The organism is Lysinibacillus sp. GW823-FHT06C08 (assembly GCF_058795135.1).
This window is the reverse complement of the sequence record NZ_JBXAHN010000012.1, coordinates 57,914-78,185: the sequence shown is the minus strand read 5'-3', so window position 1 is coordinate 78,185 and position 20,272 is coordinate 57,914. Positions and strand designations below refer to the sequence as shown.

18 protein-coding genes are annotated in these 20,272 nt (G+C 35.2%); 17 read left to right on the top strand and 1 reads right to left on the bottom strand.

Features of this window, described 5'->3' with window-relative positions:
• Positions 1-25 precede the first annotated feature (25 nt).
• The 9 genes from AC1Q6O_RS20965 to AC1Q6O_RS20925 all read left to right on the top strand — a co-directional run bounded on the left by AC1Q6O_RS20965 (position 26) and on the right by AC1Q6O_RS20925 (position 8,791).
• Positions 26-1,555, top strand: a complete 1,530-nt coding sequence (locus AC1Q6O_RS20965) for a contractile injection system protein, VgrG/Pvc8 family (protein ID WP_342529989.1) — start codon at positions 26-28, stop codon at positions 1,553-1,555.
• Between the two features lie 35 nt (positions 1,556-1,590).
• Positions 1,591-2,973 carry a hypothetical protein gene (locus tag AC1Q6O_RS20960; RefSeq protein WP_492402123.1) on the top strand — a complete coding sequence of 461 codons (1,383 nt, stop codon included), beginning with the start codon at positions 1,591-1,593 and terminating at the stop codon, positions 2,971-2,973.
• Between the two features lie 11 nt (positions 2,974-2,984).
• Positions 2,985-3,587 carry a pentapeptide repeat-containing protein gene (locus AC1Q6O_RS20955; RefSeq protein ID WP_164908728.1) on the top strand — a complete coding sequence of 201 codons (603 nt, stop codon included), beginning with the start codon at positions 2,985-2,987 and terminating at the stop codon, positions 3,585-3,587.
• A 339-nt stretch (positions 3,588-3,926) separates the two neighbouring features.
• Entirely contained in the window at positions 3,927-4,076 is a 150-nt protein-coding gene (locus tag AC1Q6O_RS20950; RefSeq protein WP_396631859.1) for a hypothetical protein, read from the top strand.
• Between the two features lie 61 nt (positions 4,077-4,137).
• The gene (locus AC1Q6O_RS20945) at positions 4,138-4,593 is read left to right on the top strand and encodes a hypothetical protein (RefSeq protein ID WP_107922139.1); all 456 of its coding nucleotides are present in this window, start codon (positions 4,138-4,140) and stop codon (positions 4,591-4,593) included.
• Between the two features lie 1,002 nt (positions 4,594-5,595).
• Positions 5,596-5,700: a hypothetical protein gene (locus tag AC1Q6O_RS20940; RefSeq protein ID WP_492402120.1), complete on the top strand. Its 105-nt coding sequence runs from the start codon at positions 5,596-5,598 to the stop codon at positions 5,698-5,700.
• Between the two features lie 36 nt (positions 5,701-5,736).
• Entirely contained in the window at positions 5,737-6,150 is a 414-nt protein-coding gene (locus tag AC1Q6O_RS20935; protein WP_107922141.1) for a hypothetical protein, read from the top strand.
• A 166-nt stretch (positions 6,151-6,316) separates the two neighbouring features.
• Positions 6,317-7,300, top strand: coding sequence for a hypothetical protein (locus AC1Q6O_RS20930; protein ID WP_164908681.1), 984 nt, complete (start codon positions 6,317-6,319; stop codon positions 7,298-7,300).
• A gap of 399 nt (positions 7,301-7,699) precedes the next feature.
• Complete coding sequence (locus AC1Q6O_RS20925) at positions 7,700-8,791, top strand: S-layer homology domain-containing protein (RefSeq protein WP_107922142.1); 1,092 nt, start codon at positions 7,700-7,702, stop codon at positions 8,789-8,791.
• A gap of 284 nt (positions 8,792-9,075) precedes the next feature.
• Here AC1Q6O_RS20925 and AC1Q6O_RS20920 read toward each other — a convergent pair whose 3' ends face one another.
• Complete coding sequence (locus AC1Q6O_RS20920) at positions 9,076-9,246, bottom strand: transposase (protein ID WP_427422475.1); 171 nt, start codon at positions 9,244-9,246, stop codon at positions 9,076-9,078.
• Positions 9,247-9,399: 153 nt separating this feature from the next.
• Between AC1Q6O_RS20920 and AC1Q6O_RS20915 the strand changes: the two genes are divergently transcribed.
• The 8 genes from AC1Q6O_RS20915 to AC1Q6O_RS20880 all read left to right on the top strand — a co-directional run bounded on the left by AC1Q6O_RS20915 (position 9,400) and on the right by AC1Q6O_RS20880 (position 20,250).
• Positions 9,400-9,648, top strand: a complete 249-nt coding sequence (locus tag AC1Q6O_RS20915; protein WP_107922144.1) for a hypothetical protein — start codon at positions 9,400-9,402, stop codon at positions 9,646-9,648.
• Between the two features lie 392 nt (positions 9,649-10,040).
• Positions 10,041-10,988 carry an ADP-ribosylglycohydrolase family protein gene (locus tag AC1Q6O_RS20910; RefSeq protein WP_107922145.1) on the top strand — a complete coding sequence of 316 codons (948 nt, stop codon included), beginning with the start codon at positions 10,041-10,043 and terminating at the stop codon, positions 10,986-10,988.
• Between the two features lie 26 nt (positions 10,989-11,014).
• Positions 11,015-11,398, top strand: a complete 384-nt coding sequence (locus AC1Q6O_RS20905) for an SMI1/KNR4 family protein (protein ID WP_107922146.1) — start codon at positions 11,015-11,017, stop codon at positions 11,396-11,398.
• Between the two features lie 250 nt (positions 11,399-11,648).
• Complete coding sequence (gene comX / locus AC1Q6O_RS20900; protein ID WP_036126978.1) at positions 11,649-11,807, top strand: competence pheromone ComX; 159 nt, start codon at positions 11,649-11,651, stop codon at positions 11,805-11,807.
• A 1,051-nt stretch (positions 11,808-12,858) separates the two neighbouring features.
• Positions 12,859-14,133 (top strand): sensor histidine kinase, encoded by a 1,275-nt coding sequence (locus AC1Q6O_RS20895; RefSeq protein WP_307723795.1) that lies wholly within the window; start codon positions 12,859-12,861, stop codon positions 14,131-14,133.
• 240 nt (positions 14,134-14,373) lie between these two features.
• Positions 14,374-17,244, top strand: coding sequence for a hypothetical protein (locus AC1Q6O_RS20890; RefSeq protein WP_492402118.1), 2,871 nt, complete (start codon positions 14,374-14,376; stop codon positions 17,242-17,244).
• A gap of 144 nt (positions 17,245-17,388) precedes the next feature.
• Complete coding sequence (locus AC1Q6O_RS20885; RefSeq protein ID WP_008180156.1) at positions 17,389-18,690, top strand: hypothetical protein; 1,302 nt, start codon at positions 17,389-17,391, stop codon at positions 18,688-18,690.
• Positions 18,691-19,026: 336 nt separating this feature from the next.
• On the top strand, positions 19,027-20,250 hold the full coding sequence (locus tag AC1Q6O_RS20880) for an MFS transporter (protein ID WP_008180157.1): 1,224 nt from the start codon (positions 19,027-19,029) through the stop codon (positions 20,248-20,250).
• The last annotated feature ends 22 nt before the right edge of the window (positions 20,251-20,272 follow it).

Below are 20,272 nucleotides of genomic sequence, written 5' to 3'. Positions count from 1 at the left end.
CCCTTGAGGAAAGAAGGGAATTCATGTGAACACATACGAGGAAGTAATCGGATACGGTGAGCTTGAACTCGTATCCCCCTATGAAGTCCAGACGTTGCATCATCTTATGTTGACCCAAACAGTGAATGACCACGCAAGGTTAACTATAAAGGGATTCATCCCTGCTGAAAAGAAAGACAGTTGCATGCAACATGCTAGTACGTCAGATCGAATAGAGCTATTTCAAAAAAATAAAGGGCAACGAATACGCACACTTTTTAAAGGACAGGTTACAGAAATGGCTGTACGTATGGTAAGGGGTGTATATCAAATTGAGCTAGAGGCTGTATCATCGACGTTCACGCTAGACTGTAAACAAAAATACCGATCCTTTCAGCATAGTAAAATGACTTATCAGGCACTGTTAAAAAAGGTTTTAAAAGACTATTCAGGTGCAGATGTCATTGATACTGTGTCGAAGGCTACTCCTCTCAAGCAGTTTATATTACAATATAAAGAGACGGATTGGCAATTTTTACAACGTATGGCGTCCCATTTTCGGACAGTGCTAATCCCTGCAGTGGATGCGGATAAGCCGAAGTTCTGGTTTGGTCTACCTGAAGGACGAATGGAAAAGCTATCAGTGGCAAATTATGAAATTTTAAAGGATCGCTCTAAGTTTTTACATAGTAAGCATAATGACATCGATCAGCCAATAGAGGAGCGGGATACCGTCGCCTATGTGATCGAGTCTAAAAAGACCTTGAAGCTAGGTGATCGTGTGCAGCTCCAAGGTAAGGAGCTGGTGGTAGCCAAATCCATCGCCCACATGAAGCAAGGCATTCTTACCTATGAATATCATTTGCTGTTCAAAAAAGGCATACGTCAAGACAGACGAAGTATTCCGTTTCTACCAGGTACTGCTATTGAAGGAAAGGTGTTAGAGGTCAAAAAGGATCAGGTACGACTCCATCTCAGCATGGATGAGGCGCAAAAAAAGGAAGAAGCTACCTGGTTCCCATTGGCTACGCCATATACAGCAGAAGGACATAGTGGTTTTTACAGTCTGCCAGAGGAGGGCGATCATGTTCATCTTACCTTCCCGACACATCGAGAGGAAGCTGCGATTGTTCGCCACAGTGTACGAAAAGGTGGCGAGGCCAACCCAAAAACGGCTGATCCGAAAACGTCCTATTGGGGTACGCCAAAAGGGAAGGACATGAAGCTAGATCCACAATCCGTGACATTTACGGCCAAGGAGGGAGCTGTTTTTCTGCAGCTTCATCAGGACAGCGGCATCACTGTGCATAGTAAGCCCTCCCTGCTAGTCAAAGCGAATGACACGATCACCTTCGCAGGGAAGCGAATGTCCATGAGTGCAGCAGAATCCATGCGATTCACCTGCGGCTCCAGTAGTATAGTGTTTGACGGCATTACGGATATCCAGGGACAGGCGGTCACGATGGAAGGGTCCATCAAAGCCCCTGTGTCAGTTGCTTCACAGGAAGAGGAAGCAGACCTCGATTCCGCCCTAGACATGATGGGGATGATCCCTGTTGGTGGGGGTGATGCCTAATGGGTCTATTAGGATTAGCAGGAAGCTTACTGGGGATGATTCCGAAAGTAGGCTCCCCAAGTGGAGCGAAAAAAGGAAAGAGCGGAGGATCGAAAGGAAAGAGCTCCAAGAAATCCTCCAAAAAGAAAAGCTCCACCAAGAAAAAACAAAAAAAATCGAGTAAAAAGAAGAAAAAGAAGAAAAAAAAGAAGAAGAAAAAGTGGGGGAAATTCTTTACCAAGGCCCGGAAGCTAAAAAATAGTTTATCCAAGAGTAAATTGGTGAAACGGGCGAAGAAGGCCATTAAAAAAGCGATTCTGACCACGAAAAAGGTTGTGAAAAAAGCAAAGGCAACTGTGACAAAAGCCAAGCAACAGGTAAAGGCCGCTGTCAAACAAACGAAGCAGGTAGTGAAGGAAAAGGTACTACCAGTCGTGAAAAAAGCTGCACAAGCAACGACCAAGGCAGTGAAAAATGCTGTAAAACCTAAAAATCTGTTGAATACGCTACAAGTAGGATTAGATCTTGTAGGGTTAATCCCAGGTGTCGGTGAAATAGCGGATGGCGTGAATGGCATTATTTATCTGGCCAGAGGTGACAAAGTCAATGCGGCCCTTTCCTTTGGCGCGATGATTCCGTTTGTGGGCTGGGCGGCGACAGGTGGAAAATTTGTGAAAAAAGGTGCCGGGGTAGTTAAGAGTGTCACTGAAGGTGTTCAAAAAGCGCTGAAAGGTCCAGTAGGAAGTGTAGTAGACAAAGTCAAAAAGCAAGTAGTGAACGTGAAAACCCAGATACAATCCAAAGTAGCCGAAGTCAAACAGCAACTGCGTCAGATGGTGCGACCACCACAGCAGCAGAAGTTTGCATTAGCAGGTGGAGACGTTAGATACATAGAGGATACAGGAACAGTTGGAAGAAACACACCAACTCCAAGTCCGAAGCCGTCTAATACCCAACCATCACAAAATGGCTCGAATAAAAAGCCTGCTGAGGATAAGGGTACGGATAAATATGATAAATCTGGTAATTACACTGGAGGACGAAGTAAAGAAGAGCTAGATAAACTTGCAGATGATCCAGCTCATGCGGGTTCTAAAAGACCAGACGATATAAATCAAGGATTACTTGAACAAAAAATTGGGTTGGGGTTAGAAGAAAAAGGTAAATTGAAAGGGCCAATAACCAGAGATCCATCTGGTAAATCAGAATTTTTCGATGCAGATGGGCAGGCATGGGATGTAAAATCATTTAATTCTAATTTCAAACCTAAAAAAGGAGGATATACATTGCAAAAATCTATGAAAAGTATAAAAGATTCACTAGCAGAAAATGAAAATGTGATATTGGATACCACAAACATGAGTGAAGCACATAGAGCAGAACTTTTGAGTGAAATTTCAAAGGAAGGATTAAAGGATAATATAATTTTATGGCCATAGAGGAGGGAAAGATGGATATATATATACAATTAAAGAAATACACAGATTATTCACTAGGATTATCAAATGAAAAATCTAAGCTTTTTTATGAGGATACCTCCTTAAATAATATAATATTTACAAATTACGATTTAAATAATAGTAGCTTTTTAGAAGTGAATTTTATTGAATGTGATTTTTCGCAAGTTTACATGAGCGGAGCTTCTTTATGCGGAAGTACTTTTGAAGAATGTATTTTCAAAGATAATGTTTACAAAAAAGGGAATTCCGATCATGCTATATTTAAAAATTCAAATTTTGAAGGAATTGATGCTTTTAGAACTAGTTTTTATGAATGCACTTTCTCTGAATTGACTATAATTGACTCAGATATGCGAAATTGTTCTTTTAGTGATGCGACTTTTTCAAATGTAATATTTAAAAATGTGAATTTTGATAGTTCGAGCTTTAACTCATCAGTATTTAAAAATGTTAAGTTTATTGATTGTTCTTTTGAAAAACTAAGATTTAATGATGCAATTGGAATTGAAAGCGTGGATTTTGAGAATACAAACATTATAATAGATGGTGAAACTAAAAGATATCTAGGGAATGAAATTAAAAACTACTTTTAATAATATCCTTATTTCCATTTTACCACTTATCAAAAATCTTGATTAAATTGAGAACATTTTTATTCGGATTTTTGGAAACCAATATTGATAAGAAATGAACTAGCGAAATAGAAAATTTGCTAGTTCATTTTATTACTCATCTAATATTTATGGTGTTAATTACTTCATGGCTGGAGTAAGTTAAATTGAATGAATGATAAAATGGTGGTAGTTGGAAAATTCAATTGCCAAGATTTCTTTTGTGGTTATGTTTATATAGTTTTAGGATACGGCTAAAGGTGGCACACCAAAAGGTTTTGAAACCAAGTTAAAACAGCAAATGATATTAGAAAAAAGCCAATGAAGGAAAAATTAAAGGATGCAAGAAACTATCATGATAGACTTGGAAAAGAAAAAGCGTTAGAAATATTATCTAATCCCGATTCGGTTTATGTTGCAAGTAATAATTCACAGAACCTAATTTATATAAGGGAGAACTATATTATTTAATAAGGAAGATTTGAATTTTATAGGAGCGGTAATAAAGTTAAACGAACCAATAATAGTAAAAATGGAAAAAATGGATAAAAACTTATTGGAAGAGAGAGATGGGAACACCAAAATAAGTGAGGAAAGGGATTTCAAATGTAATTTATCAGATTTTGCCGAGTACTATATTGAAGAGGATATTTTACTATCCTATTCTGAAAAATGGGACAGAGCAAACCTCTCCATTGAAATAAAGATAATCTCAGACTTTTCTGTTGTCTTACAGAATAATGAGATGATGGGAATTTTGATTTATAAGGCCAGTAACCATTTATTACCTGATGTAATTTACCAAGTCGATACAAATGAAAATATTGAATCGAACTTATGTATAAAGCTAGGTAGATTTTTTGAATTAATTGAGAAAATCGATAATGATGATGATTTAACTCAACATGAAGAATTAGAATTAAAAAAAGCATTTTTAGAAATTTACGAAGAAGTATTGCCCTATAATGAACTAAGTTTGTTGCGTTAAAAGACACTATATTAAATGTAGTTGACTATTTGTGAAATTAAAAAAATTACCAATATACGCTATAATATTGGGCGGGCTATAAGTCCTTGAATTTGAATTAATAACTCATGAAGGCTAGGCCATCAAGGAGTGCTATTTTAACAATTAAGCAATAAGAGCGAGAATAGGCGAGATGACATTTTACTTACAAGGACCACTTATGGATGGCATTAGCAACAAACACACGAGATTAAACAAGCTAAAGGGTTTAAACGTTACACTTGCCAAGTAGTATAAAAGATGTCATACTGTCGATTAAAAATAACTTATAAAACTTTCAAATATATTAATAAACTTAGAAATTTATAAACTTAAAGCACTTGATTGTCTATAACAGGCGACAAGTGCTTTTTTTGCATGTTTAAATACGGATTACGATTATTTAATTAATGTACTGTATTAAATTGTATACAAGTACTTGCATACAAGGGGAAGAACAGGCAATGGAAATAGAGGTTTCAATAGATAAGTTTGTTATAGATTATAAGGATGTACCATATTCGATATTTTTACGTGTTTATATGGTCGGAGTGCAGAAATATAAAGTGAAAATGAAGATTTATAGTGGAACATACAGCTATGAACTACACATGCGGAAAAGTGACGATGTATACATTCATATGTATTTTAAAAACTTTAGAGAAATAGAAGGTCACTTACATACCCTAAGAATTGAGACAAGGCCATAGCATTACTCACATTTCAGAGAAATAATAGAGATGATAGGAATACGAGCAAGCCGAGTAGAATTTGTGAGCTGTGATGTAGCGTATGATATACAAACAGGCTTGGAAAATATAGTGGTGATACCGATAGACGTACGGAGGAATATGACACACTTTGATACAACGCGATATTTTGGTAGAAGCGACCAGGTAAAAGGAATGGTTACTGTAGGATTTATGATAAAAGACTAGAGTTAGCAAAGGTGTAATCCACCTATACTCAGAAAGAAATGTATGCTTGAGTTGTAAAAATGTACTAAAATCATTTAGTAGTGATTATAAAAATATTGAATTATATATCTATGAAGCCAAAGAAAATATGTATAAATTAAAAAAATGGTAAAGTTATGGAAGATTAATAAAATGATAGGTGATAATAGTGGAAAAGAATTTTATAGTACAGTATGAGTTAGAATTTCCAAATGAATATACAAGCGATCTAGTTAAGCAAGTAGGTGAAATTATGGAAATACCAACCAATTTAGCAAGAGAAACGAAGTTTGAAAATATTCAAGATTTTGAATCCGAATCAGAGATTATTCGCATAATGACAAAACCGGAAAACCCTAGTAATTTCATTTTAGTGAAATTTAGTAAAGTAGATTGGTACTATGCAATTGTAATAAGATGTAATCAAAGCGTACACGAAAAAATTAAGCATGTATTGATGGAATTAAATGAAAACATTATTGAAGAGTATGGGGATTCTCCTTATGATTCAATTGAGAATGTTTTTTCAAGTAGAGATAACCTATTGTTAAAATATGCAGAAAGATTCAATATACCTATATAAAAATTTTGAAAGTAATCAATTTTAGATTTAATTAAGAATTACTCACAGACCTCCATTCCGCCCTAGACATGATGGGGATGATCCCTGTTGGTGGGGTGATGCCTAATGGGTCTATTAGGATTAGCAGGAAGCTTACTGGGGATGATTCCGAAAGTAGGCTCCCCAAGTGGAGCGAAAAAAGGAAAGAGCGGAGGATCGAAAGGGAAGAGCTCCAAGAAATCCTCCAAAAAGAAAAGCTCCACCAAGAAAAAACAAAAGAAATCGAGTAAAAAGAAAAAAGAAGAAGAAAAAGAAGAAGAAAAAGTGGGGGAAATTCTTTACCAAGGCCCGTAAGCTCTATAATAAAGTAAGTAAAAGTAAAATAGCGAAGCAATTTAAAAAAGTAGTAAAAAGTGCTGTATTAGCAACTAAAAAAGCTTATAAACAAACTGTAAGTAAAACCAAGGAAGTTTATAAACAAACTGCAGCGAAAACAAAAGAGGTCTACCAGCAAACAAAACAAATCGTAAAAGAAGTTAAACAAACAACGAAGGAAATAGCCATTAAAACGAAATCAACTGCCAAAACGGTTGCGAAGGAAATCAAAAATCCAGTTGTTAAGTCATTCAATAGCTTCAAGGAAATTGGTAAAGATTTCAAAAATGGTTTAGATACTAGAAAAGATAAAGCACTTAACTCCCCATATGATTTTGCAAATTATCTTACACTAGGTGCAGTAGATGGCATTTGGTCAGGTGCAAAAAGTAGAAAAGATAAGATGTTCAATTCACCATCTGATTTTTTAAATTATGCAACATCAGGCTTGACGGACATGGTAAAAGGTTCGGTGAACCCGAAAGACCCACTATCGAAAGAGCATTGGTTAGATAGCTTTGGCGTAGCCACGTCAGTGTTGGGAGTTAAAGGGGTGTCTAGTACAAAACCGAATGGTGGATCTTCATACAAACCTTCAAATACTATTCCTAATAATAACTTACAAAACAGTGCGAATTATGGAAATAGATTTCCGACAAAGCAAATTAACCCTGTCGAAGACCAACATATTATTGATAAAGTGGCAGAAGCAAGAGGAGCATTATCTAATAGATATAAAAAACAAGGTAATTTATCTAGATATATAATCCAATATTTAAGTATATTTAGTATCTAAAGAACTATAAAGCCACTCATTTGAGTGACTAGAATCCTAACCTTCTTCACGGCAAATTCTTCTTGCGTTAATACGTCTAATAAATCTTTCAATTCGCAGATCGCGTCAACCACATCTTCAAGTGAATGCAGGATTTAATTATGACCAAAAAATCAGGATTGTTTGATGTAGAAATATCAATGAAAACGAAAGAACCTCCTTTATCAAAGAAAATAGGAATGTCAAAGCTGCATTCCCGGAAATAGCCACATAATTTATGACTTTTTATTTACTTCTAAACATAGACAATACTCTACTTTTTATGGCATATTTTTCTTGTATATGATAATATTATACCGTAACATGAGAAAAAAGAATTAAAAGAAAATAGGTTTTAATAGTACAATAGGAGGGATATCTATGAAAATAAGATTAGTATTAAGTTTGGCTTTAATTTTTATGATAGTATTATCTTCTTTAATATTTAATGTAGAAGCTAAAGCAAAATACGAAGGACGTAAGCCAGTAAGTGCAAGCTTTAAAGAAATTGTTTACTTAGAAGATAAAGGTTTATTACTTTATCCTGCAGATACATTTGATACTTTTGCTAAATTTACAGCGAGTAGAACTGAAACAATTTCAATGATAGCATTATCGTTAAATTTAGATGCAACTAGGAGAGATACTGTTTTTTTTGATATTCCTAAGGAATATGATCAAAGTGGTTTAATACAATCTGCATTTGAAAAAGGGATTGTCACAGGATACACGGATGGAACATTTAAACCTGCTGCATATGTAACAAGAGAGGAGTTAGCTGTATTTATTGATAGAGCATACGGAAAATATTTACCGAATAATGCAAAATTAGAATTTAAAGATGTGCCGAATACACGTAGTTCATACAATTCGATAAAAAAACTAGTTGGGGCAGGAATTGCAGCGGGTTATAGTGATGGAACATTTAAACCTAAAGGATTACTCACAAATGAAGAATTAGCAATTTTTATGTATAGAACTATTACGTATTTAGAAGGTAAAGGACTTGTGTTTAAGGAAGCATCAAATACTGATTATGAAGATTCTGGTATTAACTGGGGAATGTCGTATGATTCTGTATATACGTATGTGAAAAATAATATTACTAGTTCTACGGAGAACGCTAGGATTATTACAAATAGAGCAAGATATAATTTATCAGGAACAACGTATTACTTTTTTGATGATAACAATAGATTAAATTATTTTTGGCATGAATTTGATTGGAAAAATGAAGAAAATTTACCTAACACAGTACCTGAACTTCATAACATGTATGAAGAAGAAGTGATAGAGGAATTTGGAGTACCGGATTTAACAAATACAATCAATAATTCTAGTTTATTAACGTATTATTCTGCTTGGGATGAGGGTATATACTATGTAACCTTAGAAACTACTAAGTATGCCGATGGAAAAGTTAAAGTGATAATGAGTTTTTTCGACAGCAAAAAAGGTAAAGACTTATTTTAAGGGATAGAGCAAACTGCTCTATCTTTTTTTGTTGCCATGGCAAATGCCCACAGACATGCTACAAATAGTTTTGATGAAGTCATTACAGCTGGAAAATAGATCATTGGAGTGACATATGGGCTATGCTAGAAGGCTACAGAAGCTATTGAGGGTACAAAACAAAGCACTTATAACATGAAAATTTTACTAGGTTGGTGGACGAATTCCCCTGAGATGTTTCAAGGAGGTTTGTATCAACAGAAAAGTGATAAATATTGGTATGTCAACACTAAACTGGACAAAAATTATAAGGTCTGTTGCTTGAATTCCACTGGAGTTAAATTAATCCAACGGTCTAAAGCCGAAGGCGTTATATCGTATTCTCGGGCAATATCTGCACGGGACTTTCCATTTTCATAAAGTTTTACTAATTGCAATTTAAATTCAGATGTAAAAGTTCGACGTTGACGTGACATAGTAGCACGCTCCTTTAAGTTGGTAGTCTAAGTGTACTAGCCCTTATTGTCCAACTTAGTGTAGCCGATTCAACAGGTAATAGAAATAGGAGAAGCAATCCGGGGATAGATGTTCTTACAGATTCATATGTCATTAAAGGAAGGGATTAATTTATGCAAGAAGAAAAAAGAATTAATAATACTGTGTGGTATAGGCATGGAGATTATGCATTTAAAGTAAATTTATTAGGTGGAAATTCAGTTGTTTGGATTAATTTTAAAGGCTATAATTTAGCTTTTCCAATGATAATAAGAGAGTTTTTATATGAAATGGAAGAGTATAATTATTTTCGTGTGATGGTCAATTGTGACTGGAATGAACATAGAGGTCTTGAAGTAAAACCAGCAGAAATAGAAAAATGAAGTTTTGTCATTCTATGAATGGCGTTGCCAACATGAGAAAAGATAGCCATTCTCTAATAAAACCTATCATTCTTTAATATTTTCTAAAATTAAGGTGTGTATACAGATAGTCTAGGAAATTAGTGTTATAGCGTTATATTAAACTGATCAATTATAATTAGATATCACCATAATAGACCTTTTTTGAGTAGTTTATTAATAACCCTTGACTGGCTATTCTCCTTTCAAGTTTTTTCTTAATGGAATTGTGGTAAAAAATCTAATATTTGATTCTAAAACCATAAGGTCTGGACTGGGAGCATCGAGAAGTTGCTAGTGAAATAGTGGTATACCGTAAAAAGTTATTAGCTACTTTATAGTATGTTAGGTAGAGAAGGGGGACATGTAATCCTATGGTAGAAGTAAAGTTGAGAGAACGATTGTTTGCCACTTTATATGGTGGGATCATTGGTGATTTAATGGGCGTACCTGTCGAGTTTAAGAAGCGAGGGACTTTCCATGTAGAGGATGTGATAGGGTATGGTACTTACAATCAACCACCTGGCACCTGGTCAGATGATACTTCTTTAACGCTATGTTTAGTCGAAAACATGATTGAAAAAGGCGATACACGAAGCTTAATGGATAAGTTTGTACGATATATGGAGCAAGGCTATCTGACACCTTTTGGGGAAATGTTTGATATTGGCATTACTACTGCTGACGCTGTGTCTAGCTATAAAAAGGGAGTTTTGCCTGAGCATTGTGGGAAAACGGGCGAGTTTGATAATGGTAACGGTACGCTGATGAGGATTGCGCCTTTAGTATTTGTATTGATAAATGAAGGTGATTTTAAGAAAAGAAAAGCGTTGGTCCAGCAATATACCATGATCACACATGGACATCCACGTTCAATAGTAGGGTCTATCATTTATATTGAGTTATTATTAAGTTTATACCGAAACAATTCGCTTGAGTTTGCATTAAATGAGGTATTTAACTTGCTGCAAAATAATTTACAGCATGAATTGTATACAGAGTTAAACGCCTACAGTAGAATTTTTGATGAGAACTTTTTAAGTATCTCTGAAGATGAAATTAAATCAAGCGGTTATATTGTCCACTCACTTGAGGCAGCTATATGGAGTGTTGGTCATGCATCTACCTTTAAAGAAGCTATTTTAAAGGCAGTCAATTTGGGAGAAGATACGGATACAATAGCGGCAATAACGGGAGCTTTAGCAGGTATGTGTCATCAAATGAACGGAATTCCAGAAGATTGGTTGAACGCAATAGTAAAAAAACAAGAGATTGATGATGTAATCGAAGCTTTTTATGAGTTTTGTTTTGCAAAGATATGAAAAATCTTCAAGAAGGAGGTGACAAAATGTCTCCTTTACATAATATTTTTACTGCCAATCCTCCCGCTAACGAGCATGAAATTTTGCTAATAGAACAAACCATGGCTATTCATCTTCCAGAGGAATATAAAAGCGTACTGAAAGAGTCCAATGGTTTTTCATTTACGAATGGTGTTTTCATATATGGTACCGAGGAAATAATGGAAAGAAATGAGACTTGGGAAGTGAAGGAATATGCAAAAGGCTATGTTGCCATAGGGGATGATGGAGGCGGAATGGTCTTTTTAATGGCGTTAGAGAATGAAGCCTGTCAGGTTTTTGTTGTAGATGTTGGCGATATGAATCCGCAGCATGCTATATTGGGCTCTTCCCATTTAAACAAGTGGCTACAAGAGGGTTTTTTGGATTGAAAAAGTAAAAAATGTAGAAGCTTGTTCCTACCATTAGGAGCAAGCTTTTTCTATGTCAATCTATGGAGAACTAAGCAATTTCATTACATATTCTATTATATTATTGTATTTTTTAGAAAATTATGTTGAATTATAGGTGAATGATGGTATAATCAATTTATAGTTACAAATATGGTTAATAATTCCTTATAATAGAGGTTTTATTGGATAATAATAGTAACTGCAAAAACTAATGAAATGGAGCGATTTTATGATTAACATGGTTCAATATTTAGAGCAAAATCCGTCGTTGGTAACATTGTTAAAAGAAAAGAAAGCTTCTCTTGTTGGTGTAACAGAACTTGAACAAAAGGCAATTTTGGATTCGTTTGATGAAGATGTACGTTTAGAATATGGTCTGTGGTACTAGGCTAATAATAAATAAGTGGCTATGGCTTGCTATAAGTATATATTTAACATTAGGCGTTTACCTACTATATGTTACTTATAGCACGCCTTTTTTTGGTATTAAAATACAAGAAAAAAATGATCAGTGGATTATAATAGATCCATACTATAAAGACTGGGCAGAAAAGCAAAGGATTGCTAATGGCGATATTATTCTAATGATTGATGATAAAGATATTAACGAATTGAATAATATTGTTTATAATCCTGTCATTAGGGTAGCAAATAAATTAACCTTATTGAAAGAGAATGGGGACATCAATCAAATTGATATTGCCCCTTTTGATATTCCGGAACAAATATTTTATGCGTTAATGTTACCAGGTTGTTTTTATTTATTAAGTTTAATAATCGCAATATATTTATATTACAAACAAATGAACTCAAGATTAATTAATTTACTTATTTTATTTATTCTCACTGTTTCATTAGCTTACGTTAGTATTGGAGCTTCTGGTAGATTAAATATTATTGGTACTATTGTAAATCGAAGTAGTATGTTACTTTGCCTCGTTATAGTAATACATTTTTTAAGAAATTACTTTTTATTTTTGAATTTAAAATGGAGTTTCATTAAAAATATAAAAATAGTATATTTAATACCTTTGATTATTGTTTTTTTCAGTATACTTAGCATTGTCTATCCATCTACAAATCCTATATTTTCAAAAATTACATTATCGTTATTTTTGATTTTATTAATTGCCATTCTATATATTCTTGGAAGAGGTTATTTTACTTATAAAATCCCTCAATTTAAGATTTTTCTATTAAGCATTATTATCCCGTTCTTGCCATTTCTTTTTTTGTTTGCGGTACCAGAAATATTTTTTCAAAAGCATTTTCTTTCTGGAGAGGTGTGCTCACTTTTTCTAATGCTCATTCCTTTAAGCTTCTTATTCACTCAACTCACAGAACGTATATTTGATATGGAGTACTTTATATCACGTATACGCTATTATTTTAATTTCTCATTTGCCTTTACTATTTGGCTTTTGGGTGGATTGTATTTATTGACGGATTTATCAATTACACGTATGACGGAGCTGTTCTTTTTTACGTTTCTCTCCTTAATGGCGTTGTTTTACATTAAGGAGCGGGTTGATTATCGTAAGCGAAAGATTTTGTTTTCTACAAAAGGTGACTATATCCACCGCTTATATACTACCGTCGATAGTATAGGGAGAGTTGTGAAGATTGAGGATTTATTGGAGAAGTTTGTCCAGGAAGTGGTGCTCCAGCTTGAAATGGAAAGTGTTTATGTTCTCACGTATGATTTTCAAACACATCAAGTTACATTAACGAACAAATCCAAGGAATACAATCAACATCAAATTGATGAGGTATTACTTGAACAATTAGGTTTAGGGGATATTAAAAAAACAGATCATTTCTATATAGCCTTTATTCATCAGGATACAAGTTATAAACGAATTCTTGTTGTGGATCATAATAAATCTATTTATTTGAAGGATGAGGAATTGCTATGGCTGGAATTGTTACTGTTATATTTAAATAACTTTATTGAAAATACTAAAATGGTCGAGGACCTATTAGATCAGTTAAAGCATATGAAAGAGGCAGATAATCGGCAGCTGCCCTGGCTTAATAAATTACTTTGGCTTCGTTTTGAGGAGGAGAAGTATCAGTTAGCCCAAGAGCTTCATGATACGATTTTACAGGAGCAGCTTCATATCGCAAGAGAAATGGATGTCCTGATGCACATGAAGGATTCAGAAAATTTTTCAACTAAACTTGGGAAGCTTCATGAGCATATGATTACCTCCTTAAATGATTTACGAGGATACTGTGAAAATTTAAAGCCTCCGTTATTAGATACATTGGGCTTAAATGCTGCACTTGAGAAGCTTATTCAAAAAGTTCAAAAACGGGCAAACTTCGAATTGCTTTATACAATTGATCGTCTTTATTTAGAGGATGAGCGTTTAAATTTAATGATCTATCGTTTGTTTCAAGAATTATTAAACAATGCATTAAAGCATTCCTATGCCAATGCAGTTACTATCCATTTACAAAGCACGGAAGAAGGCTTTGAGGTTTTGTATAGCGATGATGGTGTGGGGTGTAATTTAGATGATATTATACTGACCGAATCCATGGGCATTCAAGGTATGCAAGAGAGGGTTCAGGCGTTTAATGGGAAGTTCGCATTACATAGCAAAGTAGGAGAGGGAATGATGATTCGTATTCGCGTAAGTGAAACTCAGTATCCATATCCTTATGCGTATAGTACGCTGAACCGACCAACTTACATGATTCGAGGATAGCCCGATGAAGCAGAATACGCTATATGCCTACAATTTTCACCTTTTAATCGCTTCATAATTTTTATGAGGTGGATTAGAAGGCTTTTGTATTTTGAGTATGAAATAATATCAAAATATTATTATTGTAGAGATGAGAATACAGGAGAATATACACTTTTTTGAATTCTTTTCCCTGAATAAAGGAAATCAGGGAGATGTGGCCGATATAATTCAATAGAAGGATTGAGGAGGTCAACCGATTTGAATAAAAAATTATTTTTAACAGCAGCAGCAATACCCGTAGCACTTATTGTACCAACTGTTGCAAGTGCAGCGGAGACGGTGACGGTCACGGGGCAAAATATTGTAAATGAAACATTAACGGTTCATCAATTACCCAATAATGCCATAGTCAATGCCTACCAATGGTATTATCTAGAAAAGGTAGCTAGTGAAGATGGTTCAAAAACGTCTACGAATAAACCGATTGCAGGTGCTACTTCTGCTTCGTTAAAGGTGCCAGTAGAAGCAGCGGGTAAAACCATTTTTGTGGAGGCTACTACAACTGATGGAAAAAAATATCAAAGTGAGCCAAGAACCATTAATCAATTGGATCTTGCGATTACAAAGCCGACTTTAGAGGGCTTTTCGACTTCAGATTTTGTTGCACCTGGCGAAACGGTGAAAGTAGCGGGTGTTACTGTAACGGATAAGGCAGGAGCGAAATTAACAAGCGGTCAAATTACATATAGTTATCAATGGTTTTATCAACTAGGCGAGGGTGAAAATTCCTTCACTATTATTGAGGGAGCTTCAGGTAGCACTTATACTATTCCGAAAGATGCCATAGAAAAGGGAATCAAAGATATTATTGTTAAGGTAAAAGCTCAGGTAGGCACTTCTTTTGTGGAATCGCCACGTTCTGAAGTGATTTCTATATCCAAAGAACCAACAGATACATTATCAAATGATATTAAAAATTTATTAGTGAATGATAACAAATACAATGTTTCTGATATAAAGTCGTTTGAGGAAAAAATTAAGGCATTAGAAAGTAAATATCAAGCATTGTCAGAGCCTGCTAAAGGGAATGTATCAAATTATGCTGTTCTCAAGCGAGCACTTGCAGATGTGGACCTTATCAATAAGTTAAATGAAAAAGTGGACAAGGTAGGGGGAATTAGCGACAAAGATTTGCCTGCCTATATAAAGGAAATTGAAGCGGCCTACGATAAGTTCGATTTATTACAACGTAGCTTAGATGTCAATGATGCTTTATATACTAGCATTAAAAACCTTTTAAATGAGCCCAATGATCTTGAGGAAATAAAAGAAGTCAGAAGACTTAATTTGGCAATCGTTAATTTACTTTCTTATTCGAATGGCATTTCACAGTATGTTCCTTCTGATAAGGATTCCTTACAAGGGGTCGTGAATACGATTGAGGCAGATATTGCTAAATTATCACAAAATTATCGTGGGGCTGTTCAAAACCTAACGATTCTCAATGAGGCTAAAACCGATATTAAAAAAGTGGAGCAATTTATTAAATCATTTGATAAATTATCCTCCAATAATACGCCAAATAAGCAGGTAACGGTTGCCAAGTCTATTCGTTCTACCTATGAAAAATTAACGTATAAACAATTAAAATTAGTGCCAGACAAGTATGGTCAGCTTTTAACGGCAGCTGAAAGTGCGGAAGAAAGTCAAATTGCTACATTAAACAATGATATCGATAGCTATATTGGGGATGATCTTTATCCAATCAATCCATCTGCTAGTTCTTGGCAAAGTCATGTCAACAATGTGGCTCGCATGGTAAAAGAATATAAGAGCTTAACAAAAGCATCGGCAGCCCAAATAGAGGGGTATGACAGCCTTGTTACTTTACAAAAGGATTTAAAAACAGCTGAAAAAGTGATTAAAGATATGGATGCTTATCAAAAACTAACGGGCATCAGTGGTGTAACTGAAAGCAAACTGAATTCGAGCTATACGAATACATTAAAAGCTTATAATAAATTGACATCTTTACAGCAATCGCTTGTCTATAATGCTCAAGAGTTTTTACTCAATACGCCAAAAGTTTCTGTTGATGGAAAAGTACCGGCTGATAAGGCTGCAGCAGAGGCTTTGAAAGCAGATATTGCTAAATTTGCGGATGTCACTAAATTTACATTCAATCAATTAGAAAAAGCAGTTGATACGGCAGCACAATCCTATAAAAAGCTGTCATCTGGTGCAAGAAAGTATGTAACTAATAATTATTTACTAACTGCTGCTCAGAAGGACATTACAGGTGTCAAATCATTCTATAAAAAAATTCAAACCGCTAAAGAAGAAACAGATGCGGCGAAACAAGCTAAAAAAATAGAGTCTGTGCAAAAAGCGTATGCTAAATTACCTGCTAATCAACAGCATTTAGCAAAAGAGCAATACGAAGCACTGTTAAAGAATCAAATTATTGATGAAAATGCACCAAATATAAAGCAACTGAATGATGAAATAGCTACTATTGTTTCAAATGATCAGTATTTAGTGTCGATTGATAAAATTAATACTCTGTCTAAGCAATACAGTAGCCTAAGCTCAAGTGATAAAAAGCTGATTACGAATTATGATATTTTAAAAGCGGCAATCGCAGATGTGAAAAAAGCAGAGTCCTTTATGAAGACCTATGAAAAATCATTTAACACTAACCCAAGCACTGTCATCAAGGCATTTGAAAAACTTACATCTAAGCAAGTGAGCCTTATTCCTTCAGATATCCAAAGATGGGTTAGCGAAAAGCAACAAGGTCAACAGCAAACGAATGAACAGGCTTTGACATTAATTGAATCGATCAATTCACTCCTTGTCAATGGTGAGTATATAGCTGGTCTAGAGGATAAAGTAAAAGATATTCGTACTAAGTATGATGCCTTGAGCGCTCAAGATAAAAAGATTGTCAAAAACTATTCGAAGCTTACACAGGCCGAAAGTGATTTGAAGAAGGTTGCCGACGTCCATGCATTGTACAAGGCAGATGGTGATGAGGCGGCTCAAAAAGCCTGGCAATCCGCTTATGGGAAGCTTTCCAAAAAATTAGAATTACTTTATAAAAACATGTATCCACAGGATATTAAATGAGGTAAGCCCCGAGAAACTCGGGGTTTTTCTGTATAGATTTTTTATTTGTCTAGTAAATTGGTTGTCCGCTATACTATGAACAGAAGAGAAAAGAAATTTTTTACATAACTATTGCAGTTTCACAAAGAAGGTAGGAACAAAAAGATGTATAAAATAGGTGTTGTGGGTCCTGTCAAATCCGTCCAAAGAATTATTGCTTTAGCCAGAGAGATTGAACAGGATATGGAATTTATTCCATATATTTATACGATAGCGACAGAGACAAAGCATCTTGTGGAGACCTATGATCAAGATGTGGATTTCTGGCTGTTTTCTGGCTATATCCCCTATAAGATAGCGAGCCAAACAAACGTTTCACAGGATAAATTGGCTCATATCATTTTTTCGGAGGCGGCTATTTATAGAGGATTTTTAGAGCAATCCTATCGGCAAAAGAAGTTTATTGAAAATGTTAGTATCGATATTATACCTTCTCCCTCACAAATGGCTTCAGAGGGTCTAGCGGAGATCCAAAAGAATGTCAATCATATGTATTTAAAGGAATTTGATGTAGCCATTGATCCAAAAGAGTTATTTGATTTTCACTATACACTTTGGCAGGAGGGAAAGATCGATTTTGCCATCACTTGTTATCCATCTGTCGATGAAGAGCTGAAAGATCGAGGCGTTCCCTCCTATTGGGTATCTCCCACAAAAACAGAAATTTACCATACAGTTCAGCTATTTACGGAAAAAATTAAAACATCCTACTATAAAGAAACTCAAATTGGTGCAGTAATGCTTGAAATCAAGGATTTTGATTCCTTAAAGGAGCGTATGAAGCAAGGGTATCGCATCCAATATTTAGAGCTACGTACTAAGGAACATCTACTTCAACTTTGTGAACAAATTGACGGTTCCCTCATTGAAGAGGGGAATGGAAAATATACAATTTTTAGTACAAGGGGAGCCATTGAAGGGCAAATTAAATTTCTACAGGAAAAAATGTATCAGTTATCCATCGAAATGGAAGCAAAAGTAACTGCAGGTATTGGTTTTGCACAAACCGTATTCAATGCAGAACTACATGCTCATCGAGGGCTAAGGCAGACCAAGGAAAATGAGGCCATCGATATCGTTATGATTCAGGATGACGGTACGATTATTGAGTCGGTCGGAAATATGGAAGAGTTGTCTTATTCTTACCGAGCAGAAGATCCCGATATTTTAGAAAAGCTAAAAAAAGGTAATATTAGTATTAAAACGTATATGAAAATCCATGCGCTTGTGCAGAAAATGCGCTGGAAGCATTTTACGACAAAGGATTTAGCAACACAGCTTCAAATGAGTGAAAGAAATGCACAGCGTATTGTTGCGGATTTATGTAGTGTAGATTTAGCAAGAATTTGTGGCGAAGAATTACAGCATTTGCGTGGTAGACCAATCAAAATGTATCAGCTTGTCTAGAAACTAAAAAAATGTTCCAAACCAATGTGTGGTTTGGGACATTTTTTTTTCTAAAATTTTAGGATCGATAAAACAAAGACCAGTCCACAAGTTGTGCGCTTTTTTGAGCCGATCATTCATAGCTAGAGAAGCGACTATCTATTAGAAATTTTCAAAAAAATATTGTTTTTTTGGAGTACTTTGATTATTATACGAATATATAACGAAAATGTCGGTATATAAAAGGGGTTTTGATTTTACTAGATTTGCAAGGGGGCAAGAATCTTAAAGAACAACTGTAGCGGTGATGCAATCACTGCCATAAAGAGAAGGTTTTTGATCATGGGAGGGATATAAATGACAACAAATGAAGTAACGAAAAAATCTAGAAATGTTATCCTTGCGCTATTATTTTTAGGCTGGTCTTTAGGGAACTTAGATCGCTATATTATGAACTACGCAGTCGTTTCAATTACAGGCGATTTGCAACTGGATGCATCTTCTACTGGTATTATTTTAAGCGCTTTCTTTTTAGGCTATGCCATTATGCAAATACCAGGAGGTTGGCTAGCTGATAAATTTGGCGCAAAACGAATCTTGCTAATGGCTGTCATCATGTGGTCAATATTTACCGGACTTACGGCTATTGCCTGGTCTTTAACAGCGATGATTGTTATTCGTTTCTTATTCGGCATCGGAGAAGGTGGATTTCAACCATCTAGCTCTAAGATTATTGCCACGATTTTCCCGAAAGAAGAAAGAGGCAGAGCGATGTCAATTATGCTGACTTCTGGTGGGATTGTTTCGCTAATTGTACCGCTGTTGGCCGCTTATTTATTAGGAACGATTGGCTGGCGTATGATGTTTATCATTATCGGGGCTATTGGAGCGATTATTGCTTATTTATATTGGAAATACATTCAGCTCCCGAAAGCTGAAACAGTAGATGCTGCTGAGACAGGTAGTCCGGCTGTTAAGGTAAGCTTTAAAGAACTACTGAAAACACCGCTCATGTGGAATTTGATTATTGCTTATTTCTGTATTTATGCGGTGAACTGGGGATTAGTATCGTGGATTCCAACCTACCTTCAAAAAAATCGTGGACTAGACTTAATGTCCATTGGTTGGGCACAAACAATTCCTGCTATTACAACGATTATTGGGGTGTATGGTAGCGGATATATTATCGATAAGCTTCCAAGAGGAATGGAAAAGGTGTTAGGCTCTATTTCCTGTGCAGTCATCGGTCTTTTATTGTATTTAATGTTTACAGCGAAAACGGTGACATTATTTATTGGCTATCAAACAGTTGTTTCTATCTTTATTGCGTTTGTCATTACGCTACTACCCGTAATTGTTCTAAAGAAATTGCCTTCGTCTATAACAGGCTCAGCTATGGGGATCGCGAATACAGGCGGACAGCTAGCGGGGTTTGTTACACCTATGGCTATTGGTTTTATGGTCGATGCCTTTAATGGTTCGTTTGATGCAGCCTTTTGGATGTTAATTGGATTCGCGCTCATTTGTATTGTGTCGCTTGTAACGTTAAACGACCAAAAAGGAGCATTATTGAAAGCATAATGAATAAATTGGAGGGACAATA